The sequence below is a fragment of the Parvibaculum sp. MBR-TMA-1.3b-4.2 genome, from assembly GCF_053628815.1.
In genome coordinates this window covers 1,739,836-1,763,097 of sequence record NZ_JBRJHC010000001.1, presented here as the reverse complement: position 1 = coordinate 1,763,097, position 23,262 = coordinate 1,739,836, and the positions used below count along the sequence as shown (strand labels likewise).

Sequence of the window (23,262 nt, the reverse complement as noted above, 5' to 3'; positions counted from 1 at the left end):
CGGGCGATTCCCGATTGAATACACGAGTTCATTTATCGTTTATTGTGGGAAAATACCATCGCCTTGGGGTGCGCCGCGCATGAGTCTCGACCAGATCTTTGTTCTCGCGCTTGTCGGCGTGGTCTTCCTGAGCTTCTTTCGGGAGTTCTATCCGCCCGAGGTCACGGCGCTGGCGGCCTCTGCGGCTCTTCTGGCGACGGGAATCATCGAGACGCGGGACTTCCTGACGGTGTTCAGTTCGTCTGCGCCAATCACCATCGCGATGATGTTCATCATCTCGGCGGCGCTGGAGCGTACCGGCGTGCTCGCCATCATCGGCGACGTCCTGAAGCGGCAGGCGCGGGGGTCGTTCCTGCGGGCGATGCTGTTGATGATGGTCGGCACGATGGGGGCTTCGGCCTTCATGAACAACACGCCCGTCGTGATCCTGCTGACACCGATCATGATCTCGGTCGCGGCGTCGGTGGGCGTGGCGCCGTCGCGGCTACTCATCCCGTTGTCCTTCTCGGCGATCTTCGGCGGCACGCTGACGCTCGTCGGCACCTCCACCAACATCCTGATGAGCGGCGTCGCGCAGGACACCGGCCAGCCACCGATCACAATGTTCGAGATGACGCTGCCGGGGCTGATCTTCGCGACCGTGGGCATGATCTACATGGTCTTCGCGGGCCGGTTCCTGCTGCCGGACCGCGCCTCGTTGTCGAGCCTTCTCGGGCAGGAGAGCAAGCGCAGGTTTCTTGCGCGACTGCTGATCCCGAACGGGTCGACCTATGTGGGCAAGCGGCTCAAGGACTTGCCCTTCAACACGGCCGAGACGCGCATCCTCGACGTCGTCCGCGGCGAGGTCTCCATGCGGCCCAGAATGAACGAGCTCGTGCTGGAGGCTGGAGACCGGTTGGTTCTGAAGACCGGCACGGGCGAAATCCTTGGATTGAAGGAAGACGGGCAGATCGCGTTTCGGGAGCGGGACGGTCATGACGTCGAGCCTGTGACCGCCGACCAGACCATCACGATGGAGGCGAGCGTCGGCCCGAAATCGCACCTGCGCGGTCGGCCGATCCGGGACCTGAAACTGCGCCGGAAATACGGCGTCTACCTCATGGCCGTGCATCGGCAGGAGCAGAACATCAGCGAGGACCTGCAGGACCTCCGCCTGCAGTTCGCCGACACGCTGCTGCTCGAGGGACCGCCCGAAGGAATCCAGCGGCTGATGGAGGACGGCGGCATTGTCAACCTCTCGACGCCGTCCGAGCGCCCGCAGCGGCGCGCGAAGGCGCCCATCGCCATCGCCACCATATTTGGGGTGATGGGACTGGCCGCGCTGAACGTCATGCCGATAGCCGGGCTCGCGGTGATCGGGGCGGTCGTGGTGATGATGACTCGCTGCGTGGATCCCGAGGAGGCCTTCGAGGCCATCGACTGGCGCATCCTGTTCCTCATCTTCGGCATGCTCGGCCTGTCCATGGGCATGGAGGAAACCGGCACCGCGCGTGTGATCGTCGAGGCGGTGGTGGGGGCCGTCGGCGGAATCGGTCCGCTCGCGATCCTGGCGGCGGTCTATGTCCTGACCAGCGCGCTGACCGAGATGGTCTCGAACAACGCGGTGGCCGTGCTCATCGGTCCGATCGTCATCGCCCTGGCCATCGAGCTCGGCTTCGACCCGCGCCCCTTCATCATGGCGGTGATGTTCGCGGCCTCGGCGAGCTTCGCCACGCCCATCGGCTACCAGACCAACACGTTTGTCTACAGCGCCGGCGGCTACAAGTTCGTTGATTTCATCAAGGTGGGTCTGCCACTCAACATCCTGTTCGCCGTCGTCGCGGTCATCGTCATCCCGTTATTCTTCCCGTTCTGACGTCGGATCCTGTCAGCCGCAGCGGACCGCCGACGGCGCGATCTTCTCGACGAGACGGCGCTCGGCTCGGTCGAGCCAGTAGCGTCGCGCGTCGCCATCGATCCCATTGGGGACGTCCGGCAGGTCGGCACGGCGCGCAAGCTCTGCGGCGACAGCCGTGAACTCCATCGGCAACAGGCTGCAATCGCTATGCGGCAATACGATGACCCGGTGCACCATGTCCGGTGAGAGATGGTTTCGCCAAAGAATGAAGTTGCGTGGCCCGGCGAGCCGGACATGCCAACCCAGAGCCTCTGCTTCCTCTACCCACCACGTTGGGAGAAGGGGCTGTGCCAGCCGGGTTGGCGCCGATGTGGTGATCCGGACAAGAACCCGGATCGTCCATCGGCACTCCCATCCACCGCAGGCCATGCCAAGATTTACGCTGCGGTGAACGCCCGCACGAAGTCGGTGGCGGGCTTCGCGCGGATCTCGGCGGGCTTGCCCACCTGTTCGATACGCCCCATCGACATGACGACGACGAGATCGGCCAGTTCCATCGCCTCCTCCTGGTCGTGGGTCACGAAAACCGTGGTCAGGCCGGTGCGGTCGTGGATTTCTCGCAGGCCCTGGCGCAGTTCCTTGCGGACCTTGGCGTCAAGCGCGCCGAAGGGCTCGTCGAGCAGCAACATCCGCGGCTCGATGGCGAGCGCGCGCGCCAGCGCCACGCGCTGCCGCTGCCCGCCCGAGAGCTGATTGGGGTAGCGGTTGCCGATGTCGGGCAGCTGGATCAGGTCCAGGAGCCGGTTCACGCGGCGACCCATCTCGGCCTCTGTCGGGCGCTCCTTGCTCGGCCGCGCGCGCAGACCGTAGGCGATGTTCTCGAACACCGTCATGTGCCGGAAAAGCGCGTAGGACTGGAAGACGAAGCCCGCCCGGCGTTCCTGCACGGAGAGGCCCGTCGCGTCCGCTCCGCCGAAAAGCACCCGTCCAGAAGTGGGAAATTCCAGCCCCGCGAGGATGCGCAGGAGCGTGGTCTTGCCCGACCCGGAGGGCCCGAGGAGCGCGATCAGCGCGCCCGAGGGAATGGAAAGCGACACCGGATGCAGCGCCCGCTCGGTGCCGAATTCCTTGGCCAGTTCCTCGATCTCGATGTTCATGAGTTTGGTCCTTTTTTCAATGACGCCGCGTGGCTGCCAGCAGGTCCGCATGGCGCCATTCGAGCAGGGATTTCAGGAGAAGAGTCAGGAGCGCGAGCATCGCCAGCACGGCGGCGAGCGAGAAGGCCGCGACCGAGAGGTATTCGTTGTAGAACATCTCCACCATCGTGGGCATGGTCGCCGTCTCGCCTCGGATCTTGCCCGAGACGACGGCCACCGCGCCGAACTCGCCCATGGCGCGCGCATTGCACAGGAGCACGCCATAGAGCAGCGCCCAGCGGATGTTGGGCAGCGTCACCGTCAAGAAGGTGCGCCATCCCGAGGCCCCGAGCGTCAGCGCCGCCTCTTCCTCGGCGCGGCCCTGCTCAATCATCACCGGGATCAGCTCGCGCGCGACGAAGGGGAAGGTCACGAAGAGCGTGGCGAGCAGGATGCCAGGGAAGGCGAAGACGATGCGGATATCGTTCGCCATGAGCCATGCGCCGAGCGATGAGTTCGCTCCGAACAGGAGCACCAGCATCAGCCCGGCGACGACCGGAGAGACCGAGAACGGCAGGTCGATCAAGGTGATCAGGAACGCCTTGCCCCGGAAGTCGAACTTCGCGATGGCCCAGGCGGCCGCGATGCCGAAGACCGCGTTCAGGGGCACGGCGATGGCCGCGATGGTCAACGTCATGCGGATCGCAGCCTGCGCATCGGGAAGCGAGAGCGCGGCCATCACCCCGCGCCAGCCCTCGTCCAGCGCCTCGACGAAGACCATCACGAGGGGCGCGAACAGAAAGAGCGCCACGAAGACGACTGCGAGGCCGATCATGAGGGACCGCGCGAGCGGCGGTTCCGTGGTGACGGGTACAGGGCGTGAGAAAGCAATGTCAGACAAGGCCGATCCTCCGTCTGCTCCAGATCTGGATTGCGTTGATGGCGAGCAGCATGGCGAAGGAGATGACCAGCATGGCGATCCCGATCGCGGCGGCGGCGTCGTAGTTGTATTCTTCCAGCCGGATCACGATCAGCAGCGGCGCGATCTCGGTCATGTTCGGGATGTTGCCCGCGATGAAGATGACCGAGCCGTATTCGCCGACAGACCGTGCCAGCGCGAGCGCGAAGCCTGTGAGCAGTGCGGGCGTCAGCGTGGGCAGGATTACCCGGCGCAGGGTATAGGCGCGGCGAGCGCCGAGCGTAGCGCTGACCTCCTCGAGGTCCGGCTCCAGCTCCTCGATGACCGGCTGGACGGTGCGCACCACGAAGGGCAGCCCGATGAAGACGAGCGCGACCCAGATCCCCACTTCGGTATAGGCGACCTGCAGACCGAGCGGCGCCAGCGCCTGCCCGAAGATCCCGTTCGGGGCGTAGAGCGCGGTCAGCGCAATACCCGCGACTGCGGTCGGCAGCGCGAAGGGCAGATCGACGGCCGCGTCGATGAAGCGTCTGCCCCAGAAGCGGTAGCGCACCAGCACCCATGCCAGCATCAACCCGAAGAAGAGATTGAAGAGCGATGCGATCAGCGCCGCACGGAAGGACAGCGTCAGCGCCGACCAGATCCGGCGCGAATTCAGCATCTCCCACAGATCGGCCGGGCCTATCATCAGACCGCGGCCCAGAAGCGCGCCGATTGGAAGAAGGACCACGATGGACAGAACTGTCATCATGATCCCGAAGCTCAGCCCAAACCCCGGAAGGGGTGAGGGCGAGCGGAGAATGCCCGCCCTCATGTCTTACTCCTCGTAGATCTGATCGAAGACGCCGCCTTCGCCGAAATATTCCGGCTGCACCTTGGGCCAGCCTCCGAAATCCTCGACCGTGACGAAATTCACGTCCGGAAAGCGCTCCACATCCTCGGGGGCCGCGGCGGAGGTGTCCCATGCGCGGTAGAAGTGTTTCAGCGCCAGTGCCTGCGCCTTGGGGCTGTAGAGGTGCTCGAGATAAGCCTCGGCCGCCTCACGCTGCGCGTCCGAAGTGATATTGCCGTCGACCAGGGTCACCGGCGGTTCGGCCAAGATCGAGACCGAGGGCACCACGATGTCGAAGGCATCCTCGCCCATGCTCGCGAGCGCAAGGAACGCCTCGTTCTCCCAGGCGAGCAGCACGTCGCCGACGCCGCGCTGGGTGAAGGTCGTGGTCGATCCGCGTGCCCCGGTGTCAAGCACCGGCACGTTGCGATACATTTCGCCGACGAACTCGGCCGGGTCGAGCCCGTTCTGTTCAGCGTAGCCCCATGCGGCGAGGAAGTTCCAACGCGCGCCACCGGATGTCTTGGGATTGGGGGTGACGACCTGCACGTCTCCGGTCACCAGGTCATCCCAGTCCTCGATGCCCTTCGGATTGCCGTCGCGGACGAGGAACACGATGGTCGAGGTATAGGGCGCGGAGTTGTGCTCCAGCCGCGACTGCCAGTCGGCGGGAATCTTGCCGGTCCGTTCGGCAATCTGGTCGATGTCGGCCGAGAGCGCCAGCGTCACCACCGTCGCTTCGAGCCCGTCGATCACCGCCCGCGCCTGCGCGCCGGCGCCCCCGTGGGATTGCTGGACGGTGACCGGTGCGTTCCCTTGCGCGGTCCACCACGCGTTGAAGAGCTCGTTGTACTCCCGATAGAACTCGCGGGTCGGGTCGTAGGACACGTTGAGGATCTCGACGCTCTCCTGCGCTGCCGCGGGCGCCGGGCCCCCTAAAGCAAGACCAATGGCGGCCACCGTCGCAAGGAGGCCACCCCGAAGATACCCGCCTGCCAATGCCTTGCTGATCGCGCCCCGGAAGGTCGTGACCTGCATGGCTGGCGCTTCACCGGCCGTGACCGGACGGCCGGACAGGCGCTCATGGCCTGCGTCGATCTCGATCCGGCCGTCGCCGAAACTTCGGATGAAAGTGCCTTGGGCGAGCGTATGCGCCCCGATCTGGATGGTCTGATACATTGCCGGTCCTCTGCTGATCCCTGTCGAACTCTGGTGCCAGGTCGGCGGGGCGGCGCGCCGTTGACGGGGATTCCCCCGCTCGGTCGCACTGCCAGCGCCGCCTGACACCTAAATAACGACAGACTTACTCGTGATTAGCAAAGGAAGAATCACGCTCTTTTTGATCGTGATTTTGGAAGATCATTCTCCCGTGGCAGGCTCCGGGAGAGCGACGCGCTCGATCGAACGAGCATCCTCCTGCAGATCGGCCAGCGTCAGCGATTCGATCATCAGGATGTAAGTGGCGTAGAAGCCCCCGAAGACGGCGCGCACGCGGCAAGTCTGCTCGTCCTTGCAGTCCTCGCAGCGCTGGTAAGCCCGGCGGGACAGGCAGGTGAGCGGCGCAAGCGGGCCGTCGATAAGCCGCAGGACCTCCGCGAGCGACACCCGCTTCGGCTCCTTGATCAGCTCGTAGCCGCCCCTGCGCCCACGGCGGCTGCCGATCAGTCCGGCGCGCTTCAGGTCGAGGAGGATGTGCTCCAGGAACCGCTTGGGCGCACCCGACCGATCCGCGATCTCTTCGATGCGCAAGGCCGTGGCCTCTCCTGCCTTTTCGTCAGCGAGCACCACGAGCGCCTTGAGCGCGTACTTTGTCTTGTGGGTGATCATCCGCCCAAGCTGGCCCCGGAAAGTGCGACTAACAAGGTCGACATTATCAGGATCGGGGCCGAAAGCGAGCCCAAACCTGTAATCACGATAATCATGGTCGACATTAAGCAGAAATGTGGCATGATCGCACCGACTCGCCAGATACGGCCATGCCAGGCCGGGAGGAGGCGCGATGACGTTCGACCGGATCGATCTCAAGATCCTCGACATCCTGCAGCGCGATGCGACCGTCCCGGTCGCCCGCATCGCCGACCAGGTCGGGCTCTCGCAGACCCCCTGCTGGAAGCGCATCCAGAAACACGAGGAAGCCGGCGTTATCCGCGCACGCGTGGCGCTGCTGGACCCCGACGCCCTCGGGCTCTCCCTGACCGTCTTCGTCATGGTGGAAGCCGTGGAGCACACGGCGGAATGGCGTGCGAGCTTCCTCGCCGCCGTCGAGAGCCTGGAGGCGGTCCGCGACGTCTACCGGCTCGCCGGCAACCACGATTTCCTGCTGCGGGTCGTCGTGGCGGACATGGCCGCGTTCGACAGGTTCTATGAGGAGTTGACCGCCGCGGTCAGGCTTCGGAGCGTGAATTCCGTTTTTGCTCTCGAAGCTGTACGGACCACCACATCCCTTCCCTTGGGCGTGTCGATGGCAGGATGATACCTGCCCCAAGACGACGAACGCGCCGCTTCGAGGGCGGTCAGGCCTCGCCCGCCATTGAGGGCAGTTGAAACCGTGCTTGAAATCCGTCTGCCGCTCCGGGCCTCGGCGACGCCAATGTCAGCCGGCTTCCCGTCCGGTCGGCGATCGCGGCAACAATGGTGAGACCGAGCCCGCTGCCGCCGGGTTTCTGCACGTCCTGCTGGAAACGCTCCGTGAGCCGAGCGAGGCGCTCGCGTTCGACCGCGGGTCCCGCGTTCGAGACGATCAGGTCGCCGTCTGGGGTCAGCAGAACCTTGACCTCACCATGTGCTGCTCCATGCCTGAGCGCGTTCTCCACCAGGTTCCGACAGACGATTCCCAGCGCGTCGGGGTCGATGGTCGAGAGCACCGGGGTCTCGGGAAGGTCGAGCGCCAAGTCATGCGACTGAAGATTGCGCATCATATCTTCGACGACGATACGCAAGCCGGCCCGAGCATCGTGTGCCGTGTCGGACAGGAGGCGTCCGCCTTCGGCGCGCGCCAGTTGCATCAAGCGTTCTGTCCGGCGCGTCAGCCGTTTCAGCGTCTCCTCGATGTCGGTCGCACGCTGTGCGGCCGCCCGGTCTTCGGTTTCCGACCGCAGCCGTTGCGCCTGTGCGATGGCGCCTGCCAGAGGCGTCCGCAGCTCATGGGCCGCGTTCGCCGCGAAGCTGCGCTCAGCCTCGAACGCATCGCGCAGCCTTGCCAGAAGGCTGTTCAACGTTGCAGCCAGCGGGCCGATTTCCGTCGGCAGGTTGTCGGCGGGCACCTCCGACAGATCACGCGCGCCGCGCGCCTCGAGACGCGTACGGAACCGGCGGAGTGGGCCGAGGCTGAAGCGGACAGAGAGAATGATCGCCGCAAGTGCCAACGGCAGCACGACCAGCAGTGGCAGGCCGAGGCCCATCTGGATTTCTTGCGCGACCGATGCGCGATGCGCCAACGGTTCGGCCACGGTGATGCTGATCGTCCCCTGGAGCGCCGCGTCGCTGTAGAGGCGATGTGTGGCGTTCTGCCCAAATCCCGGCCCGTCGTATGGAGGGAACACGGCAGGGTCCGCCGCATGGGATTGCAGCAAAATGCGTCCCTCGGCATCGCGTACGATGTAGGTGAAGAACTCGTCATGCTCCCGGATCGGGGCAAGGCGCTGCGTCACACCCTGATCTTCTCGGCCGACGATGTCGGTCACGGCCAGCGGAAGGATGCGCTCGGCGGTTTCGCGCAGGGCGCTGTCGAAGACCTCGTCCATCTCGCCCCGAACGATCACCGCGGTAACCGTGGCGGCGGCGAGCCAGAGGATCGTCAGCACAAGGCCGAGTGACAAGCCGAGCCGTACCTGAAGGCTGGATGGCCACATCATGGCTTGCCCAGCCGGTAACCCATGCCGCGCTCGGTCTCGATGATGGCGCTCCCCAGTTTCTTGCGCAGGCGGCTCACGTGCACCTCGATGGTGTTGCTCTCGACTTCGGCGTCGAAAGCGTAGAGCTTCTCCTCCAACTGCGCCTTGGACAGGAGCTGCCCGGGACGCGCCAGGAAGGCCTCGAAGAGCGCCCATTCCCGCGCCGTCAGCGGCACATGTCTGCCATCCCGATGGACGCTGCGCGCGGCAAGGTCGATGTCGAGCGGTCCGTGGGTCAGGATCGGGTTGGGGTTGCCGCTGTAGCGCCGCGCGACCGATCCGATCCGTGCCGACAGTTCCGACAGGTCGAAGGGCTTCACAAGATAGTCGTCAGCGCCCGCATTGAGGCCTTCGATCCTATCGGACACCTGGTCGAGCGCCGTCAGGATGATGACCGGCGTCACGTCTCCACGCGTCCTGAGGCCCTTGAGGAACCCGATACCACGTCCGTCTGGCAGCATGAGGTCGAGCAGGAGCAGGTCGTAAGAGGTTGCGCTCATCGCGTCTGCCGCCGCGTCAAGCCGCGTGACCCAGTCGACCGATTGGCCATCAGCTGCGATCTGGTCGCGCACGGCAGCGCCAAGAGTCGTGTCGTCCTCGATCAGCAATATGCGCATGGTCGTACCCGTCCTTTCCTGATGTCCCTCCATGATCCGTCTGGCTGACACGAAGCTGAAGCTTGTGGGTCGAGCCCCTTCAGGCTGCCGTCAGCTTCGCGGCGCATGAATGGCATCAAGAGGCGAGCCACTAGGAGTGTGCCCCATGAAGAAGACATTGACAATTATCGGCTTTCTCGCGGTCTTTACGGCCGGCGCGGCGCTGGCTGACGACGATTGCTTCGTGCCGATGGCCGACTGGCAGCCGCGCGATGCCGTCGCCCGGCTTGCCGGGGAGAACGGCTGGACAGTGCGCCGCATCAAGATCGACGACGGCTGCTACGAGATCGACGGTCGGGACGCCGAGGGGCGCCGAATCGAGGTGACGGTCCACCCGGCTACGCTGGAGGTGATCGAGATCGAATACGAGGACGACGAAGGCGATCGGCGCGACCGGGACCGAGAGGGAGGCGACGATGACTGATGCAGTGCATCGCGCCGGTGATGTCCAGGCGCCCGGCTTTCCGACACTGCCCCGGCTTCCCGTCATATCGCCCCTGCCCATGATGGGCCCGGTGCTGGTTGCGTTGCCATGCCTGCTGGCGGCTTTGCTCGGTTTCAACACCTATGCGACTTATGGTGCGGATGCCGCGCTCGGCATCGCCGTCGGGGCCGCGGCAGTTGTCGCGATGGCACAGACCCTGATCCTCGCCGCACGGCCGCCGCTGGTGGAGCCGTTGTTCGGCGGTCTCGATCGCATGTACCGGGTCCACAAGTGGCTTGGTATTTCCGCAATGGTCCTGATGATCCTGCACCAGCAGATCGAGCCGGATTTCGAGCGTTTGGTGCGTGAAACCTCCCTTGGTGAACTTGGTGAAGAGGCGGGCGAACTTGCCTTCAACGCGCTTCTTGCCCTGGTTGCTGTCAGCTGGTTCCGGAGATTGCCCTTCACCCCACTGGAAATCCCCTATCAAATCTGGCGGTTCAGCCATCGTTTCATGGGGGCCCTTTTTGCAATCGTGGTCTTTCACCAGTTCTTCGTCGACCTGCCGACAGAGGTAGATCCATCGCTCTCGGTGCTTCTGAACACATTTGGCATTGCCGGAGTGGCTGCGTGGATATTCACCGAGCTGGTCGCCCCGTACCTGCGGCGTAGAGAATTCACCGTCACAGAGATCAGCCAGACCAAGGACACCACCACGCTAACCCTCCGCCCCGAGGGGCGGGCCATGCGGTGGCGGCCGGGGCAATTCGCCTTCTTCCGCGCGCCAGAGGCAGGACTGTCCGAGCCGCACCCTTTCACGATTGCCAGCGCCCCGCGCCCTGACGGCACCCTGACGTTCTCCATCCGGGGCTTGGGTGGCTGGACGCGGAGTCTTCCCGCGACCTTGCGGACCGGGACGCGCGTCCAGGTCGAGGGCCCATATGGGCGGTTCGACTTCCGCAAGGGCGGTGCGCGCCAGATCTGGCTCGCCGGCGGCATCGGCATCACGCCCTTCCTCGCCTGGGCGGAAAGCCTGACCGAGGCGGAGAGGCGCGACATTCACCTCGTCCATTGCGTCCGGACACAGGAGGAAGCGATCGCGGTAGAGACGCTGCGCGCTGCGGCCGCCCGCAACCCGAGGTTCAGTTTCGAGGTAGTCGTCACGACGCGCGATGGCCGACTCACGGCCGAGCGCCTGATCAGCGCGGCGCCGTTCGCGGTCAAGGATGCAGATCTGTGGTTCTGCGGCCCGACCGGCCTGAAGGACGGGATCCTCAAGGGCCTGAAGGCACAGGACCAGATGCCGCGGCGGGTCCGCTTCGAGCAGTTCGAATTCGCCTGAGAAAGGGCCTGTCACATCGCCACGCCAGCCGTGTGGCTCTCGCCTGCGCCTTTTGGCCCCGCTCTCACCGGCGGGGCCTTTTCTTCCTGACGGCAAGCTGAAGCGGAAATCGCTGCGCCGTCAGCAAGCCCTCAGGTCGGTTCTCCAGATTGTCTTCAGCAGACCAAAGGAGACCCTGCCATGAAGAAGACCCTGACATTTCTCGCCGCGTCCACGGCTCTGACCGTCGCGATCGGCGTCCCCGCCTGGAGCGCGATGCAGGCCCCGTCCGACGGCGTCCTTCGGCCGGTCGCCGCGCTCTTCGATGACGCGGCGCAAGCCATGCCGCTCGTTCTCGCAAGCGACGATGATGACGACGACAATCGCTGGCGGGACGGCTCGCGTCGCGGCCACGACGATGACGAAGATGACGACGATGACGAAGACTGCGACGACGATGATGACGACGACGAATGCCGCGGTGGCGCTCGCAATCCCGCGCCCGCGGGCACGGTCGCCCCTCCGCAGAACGGCCTCTTCGGGAACGGCGCACCTCCGCAGGTTCAGGTGAACTGAACCGCTCCGCAGCCCCTCTCCGAACAAGGATCCATCCGATGAAATCGCTTCTCGCAACGCTTGCGCTGACCACGGCGCTGACGCTTCCCGGTCTCGCCATGGCGCGGCCGGTGACGCTCACCACGACCCTCAACAACTATGGAGGCGACGGGGCCTACGTCGCGCTCTACGTAACCGACGCCTCGGGCGCCTATGTCGGCAGTCTCTGGATGGCCGGCGGCAAGTCCAAGTACTACGAGCATCTGAGCGACTGGTACCGCGCCACGGGCGGCGACACTGCGCAGATCAACGGCATCACCGGCGCCAGCGTCGGCGCGGGCCGCACGCTCGAGATCACGCTCGACCTGGCCGACGCGCTCTTCGACGCGGGCTACACGCTCCACATCGACGCGGCCGTCGAGGACATGCGCGACAGCCCGAACGAGGTGGCCGTGCCGCTCACGACCGATGGCGCGGGCACGCCGGTGGCCGGCCGCCGCTACATCGCCAGCTTCGCCTACGACATGTGAGGGGCTGGGCCATGATCCGTGTACTCCATCGCTGGCCGGGTCTTCTGGCCCTCGCGCTCCTCACCATCCTGAGCCTGAGCGGTGCGGCGCTCTCGGTCTTCCCCGCGGCCGAGCGCATCGCCGCGCCGAAGCCGCAGGCCGGCCTGACCGTCGCCACCCTCGCGGACCGCATCCAGACCGTCTATCCGGGCGTGGAGCAGATCCGCCGCTCGCCCTCGGGCCGGATCACCGCCTACTGGTTCGATCAGGGCACACCGGGGGCCGCCGTGATCGACCCGGCAACGGGCGCAGGCGTCGCCTCGGCCGACCCCAACCAGACGCAGCGCTGGCTGACCAACATGCACCGGTCGCTGTTTCTCGGCGATGGCGGGCGCATCGCCATGGCCCTGGGGGCTGCCGCGATGCTGGTCCTGTCGCTATCCGGCGCGGTGCTGGTCGCGCGGCGGGCGGGCGGTTGGCGGCACTGGTTCGCGCCGCTGCGCGGACCGCTCGCGGGCCGGTTGCACGTCGAGATCGCCCGGATCGCCGTCGTCGGCCTCATTCTGTCTTCCACGACCGCCCTCTGGATGACGGCGTCCACGTTCGATCTCCTGCCGGACGGCGGCGCCATCCCGGCCACGCCGACCGAGGTGAGCGAAGAGACGGGGTTCGCGCTCGATCAGATGGCCACGCTCCTGCAGACGCCCGTCGCCGAGTTGCGCGAGCTGAGCTTTCCCTATCCGGGCGACGCGACGGACGTGTTCACGGTCAAGACCGACCGGGGCACCGGCTATCTCGACCAGGGTACCGGCGCGCTTCTGGCTTGGGCTGACCTGACGGGATGGGAGCGCGTCTCGGAGACCATCTACATGCTGCACACCGGACAGGGTGTGGCGACGCTCGGCCTCGTGCTCGGATTCATGGCGCTCGGCGTGCCCGCGATGGGCGCGACCGGTGTACTGGTCTGGCTGGCCGGGCGGCGCGGGCGGCCGCGCATCCGGGGCAACCAGCCCGCCATGCGGGCGGAGACGATCCTGCTCGTCGGCAGCGAGGGCGGCAGCACCTGGGGCTTCGCCGCGACCCTTCATGCCGCGCTGACGCAAGCCGGGCAGAGCGTCCATGTCGGCCCGATGTCGGGCTTCGCGCCGGAGCGCTATGCGCGGGCGGAGCGGATCATCCTGCTCGCCGCGACCTATGGCGACGGGGCGGCGCCCGCCTCGGCGAAGGGCTTTCTCGACCGGCTGAGTGCCCTCGAGCGCGCGCCTGGCATTCCTCTGGCGGTGCTCGGCTTCGGTGACCGCAGCTTTCCGGCCTGGTGCGCCTTCGCCAGGGATGTCACGGCAGCGGCGCAGGCGAAAGGCTGGCCCGAGCTTCTGCCGATGGGCACCATCGACCGGCAGTCGCCGCAGGATTTCGCCCGCTGGGGTCGTGCGCTTGGAGACGTGCTCGGCATTGGACTCGAGCTGTCGCATCAGTTGGTCCAGCCGCAAACGACCACGCTGACCCTTGTCTCGCGGCGCGACTACGGCGCCGAGGTGCAGGCACCGACCGCCATCCTCCGCTTCGCGCTTCCGCGCGTCTCGCTCTGGCAACGGCTGCTCGGGGGCGGGTTCGCCCGGTTCCAGGCGGGCGACCTGATCGGCATTCTGCCCGAAGGAGGCGCCGTCCCGCGGCTCTACTCGCTCGCCTCTGGGCGCCGCGACGGCTTCATCGAGATCGTGGTCAAGAAGCACCCCGGCGGCCTCTGCTCGGGTCAGCTCACGGCGCTGGAGCCTGGCGACACGGTGAGCGCTTTCCTGCGCCCCAACCCCGGTTTCCGTCCGGGCCGGAGCCGGGCGCCGCTGATCCTGATCGGCGCGGGGACTGGTATCGGGCCGCTCGCGGGCTTCGTGCGCGGCAACGGGAGCCGCAGGCCGATTCACCTGTTCTTCGGCATGCGCCATCCCGACAGCGACTTCTTCTACGGCGAGGAGCTGGCGACCTGGCAGGACGAAGGGCGACTGAGCCGCCTGGTCACAGCCGTCTCGCGTGGGGCGCGTCCTCACTACGTGCAGGACGCGCTGCGCGGCGAGGCCGCCGAGGTCGCAGAGCTCATCCTCAAAGGGGCGCGCGTGATGGTCTGCGGCGGACGGGACATGGCCGCGGGCGCGGCCGATGCGCTGGCCGAGATACTCGCGCCGGCCGGGCTGACGCCGGCAGTCCTGAAGGCGGAGGGGCGGTATGTCGAAGATGTCTACTGAGCTGGTTAGGGTCGCCCTGAACGGCCCCACGATGGGCACGCGATGGTCGGCGCTGTTCTTCGCTGGTCCCGACGTCGACAAGGAGGCAGTCCGGGGCGCGCTGCAGGCGGCCGTGGAAGACGTGGACGCGCAGATGTCGACCTGGAAGCCCGACAGCGACCTGATGCGGCTCAACGCAGCCCCGGTGGGCCAAAGGGTGCCGGTGCCCGCGCGATTGCTCGAGGTGCTGCGCCTCGGCCTCGAGATCGGCCGCGCATCGGACGGGGCCTTCGACATCGGCATGGGTGATGCGGTGACCGCCTGGGGCTTCGGTCCGAGCGACGCGGCACCCGAGGGTATTCGCACGGCGATGGCCGTCCAGCGTCGCCCTGCACATGAGGTTCTGGAGTTCGACGGCGACCACCTTCGCAAGACAGCGCCCATCGCGCTGGATCTGAACGGCATCGCCAAGGGCTATGGCGTGGACCGGCTGGCCGAGACGCTGCGCGACCAGGGGATTGTAGCCGCCCTTGTCGGGATCGACGGCGAGATGCGTGCAATCGGTCTCAGGCCGGATGGCGAAGCGTGGACGATCGCGGTGGAAGCGCCTGACCCGGGGCGCCGGACGCCGCATGCAATCCTCGCGCTGCAGGATGCCGCCGTGGCGACCTCGGGCGACTACCGCCACTGGGTCGAGGTGCAAGGACGACGCCTCTCGCACACCATGGATCCGAGACGCGGCGCGCCGCTGATCGCGTCGCCTGCCTCCGTCACGGTCGTGGCCCGCACCTGTGCCGAGGCCGATGCCTGGGCGACGGCCCTTATGGTGCTCGGGCCCGAGAGAGGCGCGGCACTTGCAGGAAAACGCGGGCTCGACGCCCTGTTTCTCCTGCGCGATGATGAAGGGAACGCAAGGGGCGTGGGAGTCGGGCGACTTTTTTCCGAAGAACCAGCGGCAATCGCCCCAGCCGGGGGAATTTGAGCCGCATGGAACAGACCCGTACCGATCGCTTCAAGACCGCACTCCTGCTGCTGGCCGCGGCCGGCTTGACTGGCGGACTTGCGTTCTACTTCGCGGGCCAACCCGATTTCGCGAACCTCGTCTGGATCGCCGGGGTCGTTCCGGCGCTCGCAGGCCTCTTGGTCGAGATCGTCCGGAGCATCGGGCGCGGCGAAGTGGGCCTCGATATCGTCGCCGCGCTCTCCATGTCGGCGGCGCTCGTCTTCGGCGAGACGCTCGCAGCGGCGGTCGTCGCGGTGATGTATTCAGGCGGCACCTTCCTCGAAGCTTTCGCAGAGGGCCGCGCCCGTCGCTCAATGCAGGACCTCCTGTCCCGCGTGCCCCGGACCGCGACCCGGCACCGCAACGGTGCGCTGGAGGAGGTGCCGCTCGACGAACTCGCCCCCGGTGATCGCCTGCTGATCCGGCAGGGCGACGTGGTGCCGGTAGACGGCACGGTGGCCTCCGACACGGCCTTCCTCGACACCTCGGCGCTGACCGGCGAGTCCCTGCCAGTCCGGCTGGCGCGCGGGGCCGACGCCATGAGCGGCTCGACCAATGCGGGCGAGGCCTTCGACCTGACGGCGACGCGCGAAGCCAAGGACAGCACCTATGCCGGGATCGTCCGTCTGGTCGAGGAAGCGCAGGCGTCCAAAGCGCCGATGTCCCGGCTGGCGGACCGCTGGTCGCTGGGCTTTCTGGCCGTCACCGTCAGCATCGCCTTTGCGGCCTGGTGGTTCACCGGCGATCCGATCCGGGCGGTGGCCGTGCTGGTCGTGGCCACGCCCTGTCCGCTGATCCTTGCCGTGCCGGTCGCACTGGTCGCGGGTCTTTCGCGCGCGGCGCATTTCGGGGTGCTAATCAAGGGCGCGGGGCCGCTCGAGACGATGGCGCGCATCCGCACCCTGATCCTCGACAAGACCGGCACGCTGACCGACGGCCGCCCGCAGATCGTCTCGATCGACAGTCACGACGGCATGGGCGAGGACGACATCCTGCGCCTTGCCGCAGCGCTCGATCAGGCCTCCAAGCACCCTGTCGCGCAGGCCATCGTCGCCGCCGCCAAGGCGCGCGGCTTTACGCTGCCCGTGCCGGCCGAGGTCGCCGAGTTTCCCGGCGAAGGGGTCGTGGGCGATGTCGAGGGCCGCAGCGTCATCGTCGGGGGCGACGGTTTCGTGGCTTCCCGGGTCGGGCGACCGGGGGGTGATCACCCCGCCAAGGGCGCCGGATCGGTCTTGGTCGCAGTTGCGGTCGATGGCCGAATGGCCGGGCATCTGGTGATGTCAGATCCTCTGCGCGAAGGCGCGGGCGCCATGCTGGAAGGTCTCCGCCGCGAAGGCATCTCGCGCATTCTGCTCGCCACCGGCGACCGCGCGGACGTGGCCGAGCGCGTGACCGAGGGACTTGGTCTCGACGGTCTGCGCGCTGGACTGTCGCCGGACCAGAAGGTTCTGCTGGTGCTGACCGAGCGAAAGCACGGTCCCGTCATGATGGTGGGCGACGGCGTCAACGACGCGCCCGCGCTGGCGGCGGCCGACGTGGGCGTGGCGATGGGGGCACGGGGCGCCGCGGCCTCCGCCGAGGCCGCCGACGTGGTGCTGCTCGTCGACCGACTCGACCGGCTGGGGCCCGGCATCGAGATCGCGCGGGCCTCGCGACGGATCGCGGTCGAAAGCGTCGTCGCCGGGATCGGTCTGTCGGTCCTGGGCATGATAGCCGCCGCCTTCGGTTATCTCACCCCGGTGCAGGGGGCGCTCCTGCAGGAAGTGATCGACGTCGCCGTTATCCTAAACGCCCTGCGCGCGCTGCGCATCGCGCCCCATGAACCCACCATTCCGAAACCAAAGGCTGTCTCCTCCGGGCAGGCCGACCTCGCGCAAGGAGCCACGCCATGAGCCGCCTCTCGCATTCCGAAATCCACATGGTGCATCGCATCGGCTGGTTGCGGGCCGCCGTGCTCGGGGCCAACGACGGTCTTGTTTCGACCGCGAGCCTCGTCGTCGGCGTCGCCGCAGCCGGGTCCGGAAAGCCGGAGGTCCTGATCGCGGGGCTGGCCGGGCTTGTGGCTGGCGCGATGTCCATGGCGGCGGGCGAATACGTCTCGGTCAGTTCCCAGACTGATGCGGAACAAGCCGATCTTGCCCGCGAGACCCGCGAGCTGGCGGAAACGCCTGAGGCGGAACTCGAGGAGCTCACCCGGATCTACGTAGACCGGGGGCTCGATCGCGACCTGGCGGAGAAGGTGGCCCACCAGCTGACCGAACGCGACGCGCTCGGATCGCATGCCCGCGACGAACTCGGCATCTCCGAGACCGTGACGGCCCGCCCGATCCAGGCGGCGCTGGTCTCGGCCCTGACCTTTGCCGTGGGCGCGGTGCTTCCGTTGATCGTCACGCTGCTGGTGCCGGAAATGCGGATCGGGGTTCTGGTGGCGGCATCGACACTAATCGGGCTGGCGGTGCTCGGTGGAATGGGCGCGTCAGCCGGCGGAGCAGGCGTCGCGCGTGGGGCCGCAAGAGTGACGTTCTGGGGCGCGCTCGCCATGGGAGCGACCGCGGCGGTGGGGGCGTTGTTCGGGGTCACGGTCGGGTAGCCTTGGGTTCCCGCTCTGGGGGCGACTTCGTCCGGGACAATCTCAGTGTTCGTAGCGACGCGGCGGACGTGGCGGTGCAGTTGCGGAAACGTGGCTCTGGCCGCGGTCAATCCGTTTGGCTGCCAGTCGCGATTGCAAGCGGATGACGGTTCGAACCATTTCTTGCATGAATGATAACAGTGACTTAGCGGCCAGAGAACGTTGGATTCCGGTCCCATCCCCTCCGCCATAGGTTTTTCCGCTTGAAATCAAGATGTTGAGCGCCGGCCGGATCGATTGCCGGATAAGGCGCTCATGCTCTTGAGCGCCTGGTTCGCATGCGCGCTGCGCTGCAAAACGCCTGATCGCTGAAACAACGAATCCACCGCTGCGGCAGAATTACTACAGGCAGGTGCAAATTATGGTTAACGCTTGCCGGGTCAGTTGGTGCGGGCAACCTGAAGCGAGCGCCGCGGCCGCAGATAGGCTTCGTCCGTGAAGACGAAGGGGCTCGTGAAATATTCCCCCAGCAGCGAGGTATAGGTGAACTTCACCTCCGCATAGATCACGCTGTCGCCGCCCGTGGTCAGCCCGGCGGGAAGCCCGACGGTTGAGTTCTTGCTGCGCGCGGCCATGTTGTAGCCGTCGCTCCACGCCACCTTGGTGTTGTTGTTGCTGTCGGCCACAACGCTGGTGACGCGCATCTTGAGCTTGGAAGCATCGAAGGGCGCCATCACGGCCGCGGTGGCGGCAAAGATGTCGGTCATGTCGTGATCGGTGATGACGGCGGACTGCGCGACCAGATCGCCCACGGTCTGGGTGGCGAGCGTCACCCGGCGATTGGCCGTCAGCGCATCGGTGATCTCCAGCGCGCCGAAATACATGATGATCATCAGCGGCAAGAGGAGCGCGAACTCTACCGCGGCGACACCGCGCCGGTCGCCGGCAAAGCGCCGATAGATACCGGGAATATGCGAACAGCTCCGACGGTCCTTCATGGTTTAGTTCCCTGGCGGCAGCGCGGCGCCGAACGGCTCATTACGAAAAGCGACGCTGGAAACCAGCAAACGGCCGTTTCCAGACACATTCGACAGGCCGATCGCGGTTGGGCTCATCACATCCCAGACGTAATAGGCGCGCACGAGAACGATGTCGCCCGCCGTGCCCGGCTCGAAACGATGATGTTCGATGACATTGCCGTCCGCATCTACCAGCGGGGCGAACACAACCGACGTGAAGCTGGGAAAAGTCTGCACATCCACATTGAGGTTGCTTTCGCAGTCGCTGATCAGCGTCATGCGGTCGCAGATATAGGTCACGAAGTCGGCCTCGCCCCAACCCTGCATCTGGGCCTGACCGGTACGGACCATGCGGCCCGCCTGGGCGACCACGCTATCCATATTCGCATTGGCGAAAAAGGTGAGACAGGTCTCGATAATCGCGAAGAGCAGCAGGAAGAAGGGCGCAGCCAGCAGCGCGAACTCGACAGCGGTTACGCCTTTTTCCTCCCGACGGAACCGGCGCAATCTGGCGAAGAACCCTCTTTTATTGTCGCCATGCCTGTCCATGAACCGGTCCAAACGCTTTCTGTCGGCGGACAATCCGCTCCTTGCTCCCATCCATAGCGGACCCGCTCTTACCAAATCGTAAGTGCGGCCCGCCGCATTTGAGGCGAAGTGCGGGCCTCCTCGGGATCGAGAGCCCTGCACCGGTAGCCGGCGCAGGGGGCAGGAACGACCGCATCCTCGGGGTTATGCTTAAAATTGGCTAAAGCTGTGCCGTAGAGCTTCACCAAAAATTAGGACGCGGAACCTAAAAATGAAATCTGGAGACTGGCGCGTTTGCGCGCGTCCTCGGATTGGAGTTCTTCGGCATGTCAGGCATGGGAAAGCGTTTTTCGTTCACTCACGCGGCGCGTTACCTTGTTGTCTTCAAAAAGGACAAGCGAGGCAACTTCGCGACGATTTTCGCTCTTGCACTCATCCCTATTCTTGTGGCCATGGGCGCGGCGGTGGATATCTCGCGCGCCTATGTGGTGCAGTCGCGCTTGCGTTCCGCGCTCGACGCGGCCGGTCTCGCCGTCGGGACGGCCACCGGCAAGAACTCCACGGAGGTGCAAAGTATCGCTCAAGCCTATTTCGACGCGAACTACCCTGCCCAGAAACTCGGTGTGCCGGGCACGATCAGCGTGACCGACAATGGCGACACCGTCGATCTGAGCGTGAAGGCGAAATTGCCCACCACAATCATGAACATCGTTGGCATCAATGAGATGAACGTCTCGGCAACGTCGCAAATCAAGCGTCAGGGCAAGAAGCTCGAAGTGGCGCTGGTGCTCGACAATACCGGCTCCATGGGCCAGCGCGGCAAGCTGCCGGCGATGAAGGATGCTGCCAAGCTCTTGCTGACTACGCTCAAGAACTCCAGCGCGGCGACAAGCTCCGGCGACGTCAAGATCAGCGTTGTGCCCTTCACCGTCGACGTTAATGTCGGCAAAGACATGAAGAACGAGAAGTGGATCAGGTGGTCGACCACGACGCAGGAATATGTGTGCACCGGCTATTGGTGGTGGCAGACATGCGAATGGAAAGATGTCACGACCACGGTCAACAAGAACAGTTGGAAGGGCTGTGTACAGGACCGCGACCAGGATTACGATGTCAGCAATACCACTGCGGATCCGGCTGACGACACGACGAAATATCCTGCCGAATCCAACAATTCCTATTGTCCGTCGGCCCCCATCCTGCCGCTTACGGACAATTGGGACGTGATCGAGGCAAAGATCAATGCGATGCAGGCAAGCGGCAACACCAACACGACGATCGGTCTGGCCTGGGGCTGGAACATGGTGACATTCGGCGGGCCGGAATCAACGGCTGCGGCGAAGGCGGACGATCTTGAAAAGGCAATCGTGTTCCTCACAGATGGCGAGAACACGCAAAACCGGTTCACAAGCTCGCAAAATCAGATCGATGATCGCACGGAACTGATCTGCGATGCGATACGCGACGACAAGGTCAAGCTCTATACCATCCGCGTGATTGATGGGAACGCGAACCTGCTGCGTAACTGCGCGACGGAGTCCGACATGTATTATGACGTGGACGAAGTGGACGAATTGAAGAGCGTGTTCGCGTCCATCGCCCTGCAGCTCTCCAATCTGCGTATTGCGAAGTGAAAACGCCGCCGGAGATACCCGGGTGTGAGCACTGCGAAAACGTAATCGATAAAAGCTGAATATGACAAAGCCCGGAAGCGATGCTTCCGGGCTTTTGCGTGCCGACGTTTCGTTTGTCGGGGGGCGGAGAGGTTACTCTGCGTTTCCCGGTGAAGTCTGTTGCGCCATGGCATTCGCAGCACCCGTCAGCGCACCCGCCTGTTTCATCAAGGCGTCGAAGCGGTCCACATTGTCGCCTTGCGCGGCCACGGCCTCGCAGCGCGGCGCGCAATTATAGGTGTACTGGCCGGTGCCGCGCGTAAGCGTCACGATATCGTTCTCCGGCGCGGTCACGTTGATCGCCATATCGAGGATCTGTTTGCCGTCCTTGTCGAGCGCGATGAGGTCCGTCTGCCCGTGGTTCTTGCCCAGGATATAGACGAGCGTCGAGCTTTGGACATTCACATCGGCAACCCGCGGATTGGAAAGAAACACCGTCGCTGCGGGCGACGCAAGGGTAAGCGGGCGAGAGCTGTTCACCGGCACGCTCAAATCATCCGCCTGAGCGGCGGTTGCGACGATGGCGGCAAGCCCTGCACCCGCCACGGCGGCGACCAGACAGGCGCGAAAATTTGTTGCGCGCCGTTCGCCTTTAATTGTTTGTCGGTTCATGTCTGCCCGTCCTGACACTGAATGTCCCGTATTGCCAACTCGTTGAAATCCGCACCGGTCTCTACTCGGTGCCATTCCTGTGTGCACGATAGCGACAATGAATGAACGATCTGTTGACCAATTCAGAGCTTGAGCCAGCCGGATTAACACCTGTTTAAAGACGGCGGCCTAGATTGGCATTCTGTCGATATTCGGGAATGTTGAGGTGCGGTGCATGTTTGGCGGAATCTCCCAGGGAGAACAGGCACAAGGCAGCGGCCGCTCTCTCGCCCGGATTGCCATTCTTTCCGATCTGCCGCGCAAGGAATTGGCGTTGCTTTCCACCGAGTGTGAGTGGCGCGAAATGACGCGGGAAGAAATCGTTCTCGCATCCTCTGCGGGCGACGTGCTCGAAGGGGTCGTTTTCGTTGTGGCCGGCACGGTCAGGCTGGCCCGGCCCAACGGCTTGACCGGCCAGGTCGACTATCTGGACGTTGCCGCCGGCGGGCAGTTCGGCGAGATGGCGGTTTTCGGTATTCCCGATCCGGACCTGACGGTGGTCGCCAGACAAGATGGTCTTCTCGCAATTTTGCCCCAGACGCGTTTCGAGGAGTTGCTCACCCGGGAGGAGAGCGTCTCGCGCGCGCTTCTCTTTCAATACGCGCATCGGCTGAGAAGCGGGCGTGACGCGGAGCCGAACGGCGGGCCGTCTTCCGACGGCGACCTTTCCGGCGAGCAGCGCGTTTATGGTGAGTTGATTTCGCTCGCAGAACCAAGGGCCGGTGACGAGGACAAGCCGGGCGGTCTTTTCGTCGCCCGGCTCCCCCGCCATCGCGAGTTGGCCAGCCGTTTGTCCACCACGGAAGAAGTCGTGGCCCGCGCGATTGCCGGCCTCGTCCGGGACGGTGTGGCGGTACGCGAATATCCGGGCCTTTTCATACGGGACGAGCAGATACTGCGTCATCTCTATGAAAATAAATCACACCGCTGATTTTTCATTAACCCGGAAGTAACCATACTCTTTTGTGGGCGCTTTACATTTTTCCGTGTCGGAAGGATCTCGCCTCAATGTGTATGAAGTAAATACATACGATTATTCTATTACATATTAGGTCGGCCCTAAGTGTTCATTCATTAGAACCGAATTGAAAGGGCGAGGTTAGTTTTTGGGTAACGTGTCTCGTCTAGTATTCCCTCCAGTCCGAAAGGGCGGCCTTCGCGGTAGAAGCGCAGGCTTGGTGCTGTCGATAGTCACTTAAGTTCAAGGAGGCTTGTTATGAGCCAGTTTCTGAAGTCTTTTGCAAAGAACGAGTCCGGTGCGACCGCGATCGAATATGGTCTCATCGCCGCCGGCATCGCGGTTGCGATCATCGTGGCCGTTAACACGCTTGGTTCGACGCTGAACGGCGTGTTCGAAGACGTAAACGACAAGATCGGCTAATCGCCGTAAATCGGTCCTCCCCAGGGAGGGCGCAACTCAGGCCGCCGAAACCGATACGGTTTCGGCGGCCTTTGTCGTTTAAGACCGGCGTATGTGAGTAAACCTTGAAAATGTTCAGTGATGAAACATTAAGGCCG

23 protein-coding genes and 1 pseudogene are annotated in these 23,262 nt (G+C 64.9%); 13 read left to right on the top strand and 11 right to left on the bottom strand.

Features of this window, described 5'->3' with window-relative positions:
• Positions 1-79 precede the first annotated feature (79 nt).
• Complete coding sequence (locus ACSSVQ_RS08435; protein WP_454182258.1) at positions 80-1,855, top strand: SLC13 family permease; 1,776 nt, start codon at positions 80-82, stop codon at positions 1,853-1,855.
• Between the two features lie 12 nt (positions 1,856-1,867).
• Here ACSSVQ_RS08435 and ACSSVQ_RS08430 read toward each other — a convergent pair whose 3' ends face one another.
• The 6 genes and pseudogenes from ACSSVQ_RS08430 to ACSSVQ_RS08405 all read right to left on the bottom strand — a co-directional run bounded on the left by ACSSVQ_RS08430 (position 1,868) and on the right by ACSSVQ_RS08405 (position 6,551).
• On the bottom strand, positions 1,868-2,023 hold the full coding sequence (locus ACSSVQ_RS08430; protein ID WP_454182256.1) for a hypothetical protein: 156 nt from the start codon (positions 2,021-2,023) through the stop codon (positions 1,868-1,870).
• 263 nt (positions 2,024-2,286) lie between these two features.
• A pseudogene (locus tag ACSSVQ_RS08425) lies at positions 2,287-2,994 on the bottom strand (sulfate/molybdate ABC transporter ATP-binding protein); the annotation flags it as partial.
• A 16-nt stretch (positions 2,995-3,010) separates the two neighbouring features.
• Positions 3,011-3,808 (bottom strand): sulfate ABC transporter permease subunit CysW, encoded by a 798-nt coding sequence (gene cysW, locus ACSSVQ_RS08420; protein ID WP_454184672.1) that lies wholly within the window; start codon positions 3,806-3,808, stop codon positions 3,011-3,013.
• 58 nt (positions 3,809-3,866) lie between these two features.
• Positions 3,867-4,706: a sulfate ABC transporter permease subunit CysT gene (cysT, locus tag ACSSVQ_RS08415; RefSeq protein ID WP_454182254.1), complete on the bottom strand. Its 840-nt coding sequence runs from the start codon at positions 4,704-4,706 to the stop codon at positions 3,867-3,869.
• Between the two features lie 3 nt (positions 4,707-4,709).
• Positions 4,710-5,762 (bottom strand): sulfate ABC transporter substrate-binding protein, encoded by a 1,053-nt coding sequence (locus ACSSVQ_RS08410; protein ID WP_454184671.1) that lies wholly within the window; start codon positions 5,760-5,762, stop codon positions 4,710-4,712.
• A gap of 321 nt (positions 5,763-6,083) precedes the next feature.
• Positions 6,084-6,551 carry an RrF2 family transcriptional regulator gene (locus ACSSVQ_RS08405; protein ID WP_454182252.1) on the bottom strand — a complete coding sequence of 156 codons (468 nt, stop codon included), beginning with the start codon at positions 6,549-6,551 and terminating at the stop codon, positions 6,084-6,086.
• Between the two features lie 172 nt (positions 6,552-6,723).
• Between ACSSVQ_RS08405 and ACSSVQ_RS08400 the strand changes: the two genes are divergently transcribed.
• Positions 6,724-7,197, top strand: a complete 474-nt coding sequence (locus tag ACSSVQ_RS08400) for an Lrp/AsnC family transcriptional regulator (RefSeq protein WP_454182250.1) — start codon at positions 6,724-6,726, stop codon at positions 7,195-7,197.
• Positions 7,198-7,237: 40 nt separating this feature from the next.
• Here the strand turns inward: ACSSVQ_RS08400 and ACSSVQ_RS08395 are convergent, their stop codons facing one another.
• Positions 7,238-8,578, bottom strand: coding sequence for an ATP-binding protein (locus ACSSVQ_RS08395; RefSeq protein WP_454182248.1), 1,341 nt, complete (start codon positions 8,576-8,578; stop codon positions 7,238-7,240).
• Positions 8,575-9,234 (bottom strand): response regulator transcription factor, encoded by a 660-nt coding sequence (locus ACSSVQ_RS08390; protein WP_009503873.1) that lies wholly within the window; start codon positions 9,232-9,234, stop codon positions 8,575-8,577. Before ACSSVQ_RS08390 ends, ACSSVQ_RS08395 begins: the two co-directional genes overlap by 4 nt.
• Before the next feature lie 145 nt (positions 9,235-9,379).
• On the opposite strand from ACSSVQ_RS08390, the gene ACSSVQ_RS08385 reads away from it, so the two are divergent.
• The 8 genes from ACSSVQ_RS08385 (at position 9,380) to ACSSVQ_RS08350 (ending at position 17,894) form a co-directional block, all read left to right on the top strand.
• Positions 9,380-9,697, top strand: coding sequence for a PepSY domain-containing protein (locus tag ACSSVQ_RS08385; RefSeq protein WP_454182246.1), 318 nt, complete (start codon positions 9,380-9,382; stop codon positions 9,695-9,697).
• On the top strand, positions 9,690-11,039 hold the full coding sequence (locus tag ACSSVQ_RS08380; RefSeq protein WP_454182244.1) for a ferredoxin reductase family protein: 1,350 nt from the start codon (positions 9,690-9,692) through the stop codon (positions 11,037-11,039). Before ACSSVQ_RS08385 ends, ACSSVQ_RS08380 begins: the two co-directional genes overlap by 8 nt.
• 180 nt (positions 11,040-11,219) lie before the next feature.
• Complete coding sequence (locus tag ACSSVQ_RS08375) at positions 11,220-11,594, top strand: hypothetical protein (protein WP_454182242.1); 375 nt, start codon at positions 11,220-11,222, stop codon at positions 11,592-11,594.
• Positions 11,595-11,632: 38 nt separating this feature from the next.
• A complete protein-coding gene (locus tag ACSSVQ_RS08370) occupies positions 11,633-12,103 on the top strand; it encodes a DUF2271 domain-containing protein (protein WP_454182240.1) in 471 nt (156 codons plus the stop codon).
• 11 nt (positions 12,104-12,114) lie between these two features.
• Positions 12,115-14,322: a PepSY domain-containing protein gene (locus ACSSVQ_RS08365; RefSeq protein WP_454182238.1), complete on the top strand. Its 2,208-nt coding sequence runs from the start codon at positions 12,115-12,117 to the stop codon at positions 14,320-14,322.
• On the top strand, positions 14,303-15,283 hold the full coding sequence (locus ACSSVQ_RS08360; RefSeq protein WP_454182236.1) for an FAD:protein FMN transferase: 981 nt from the start codon (positions 14,303-14,305) through the stop codon (positions 15,281-15,283). Before ACSSVQ_RS08365 ends, ACSSVQ_RS08360 begins: the two co-directional genes overlap by 20 nt.
• A 5-nt stretch (positions 15,284-15,288) precedes the next feature.
• Positions 15,289-17,196 (top strand): heavy metal translocating P-type ATPase, encoded by a 1,908-nt coding sequence (locus tag ACSSVQ_RS08355; protein WP_454182234.1) that lies wholly within the window; start codon positions 15,289-15,291, stop codon positions 17,194-17,196.
• Positions 17,193-17,894, top strand: coding sequence for a VIT1/CCC1 transporter family protein (locus ACSSVQ_RS08350; RefSeq protein WP_454182232.1), 702 nt, complete (start codon positions 17,193-17,195; stop codon positions 17,892-17,894). Before ACSSVQ_RS08355 ends, ACSSVQ_RS08350 begins: the two co-directional genes overlap by 4 nt.
• Before the next feature lie 419 nt (positions 17,895-18,313).
• Here the strand turns inward: ACSSVQ_RS08350 and ACSSVQ_RS08345 are convergent, their stop codons facing one another.
• Complete coding sequence (locus ACSSVQ_RS08345) at positions 18,314-18,871, bottom strand: TadE/TadG family type IV pilus assembly protein (protein WP_454182230.1); 558 nt, start codon at positions 18,869-18,871, stop codon at positions 18,314-18,316.
• Positions 18,872-18,874: 3 nt separating this feature from the next.
• Positions 18,875-19,441 (bottom strand): TadE/TadG family type IV pilus assembly protein, encoded by a 567-nt coding sequence (locus ACSSVQ_RS08340; RefSeq protein ID WP_454182228.1) that lies wholly within the window; start codon positions 19,439-19,441, stop codon positions 18,875-18,877.
• A 305-nt stretch (positions 19,442-19,746) separates the two neighbouring features.
• On the opposite strand from ACSSVQ_RS08340, the gene ACSSVQ_RS08335 reads away from it, so the two are divergent.
• Entirely contained in the window at positions 19,747-21,054 is a 1,308-nt protein-coding gene (locus ACSSVQ_RS08335; protein WP_454182227.1) for a pilus assembly protein TadG-related protein, read from the top strand.
• Between the two features lie 132 nt (positions 21,055-21,186).
• Here the strand turns inward: ACSSVQ_RS08335 and ACSSVQ_RS08330 are convergent, their stop codons facing one another.
• Complete coding sequence (locus tag ACSSVQ_RS08330; protein WP_454182225.1) at positions 21,187-21,705, bottom strand: pilus assembly protein N-terminal domain-containing protein; 519 nt, start codon at positions 21,703-21,705, stop codon at positions 21,187-21,189.
• A gap of 214 nt (positions 21,706-21,919) precedes the next feature.
• Between ACSSVQ_RS08330 and ACSSVQ_RS08325 the strand changes: the two genes are divergently transcribed.
• Positions 21,920-22,675, top strand: coding sequence for a Crp/Fnr family transcriptional regulator (locus tag ACSSVQ_RS08325; protein WP_454182223.1), 756 nt, complete (start codon positions 21,920-21,922; stop codon positions 22,673-22,675).
• Between the two features lie 285 nt (positions 22,676-22,960).
• On the top strand, positions 22,961-23,125 hold the full coding sequence (locus ACSSVQ_RS08320) for a Flp family type IVb pilin (RefSeq protein WP_454182221.1): 165 nt from the start codon (positions 22,961-22,963) through the stop codon (positions 23,123-23,125).
• Positions 23,126-23,262: the final 137 nt, after the last annotated feature.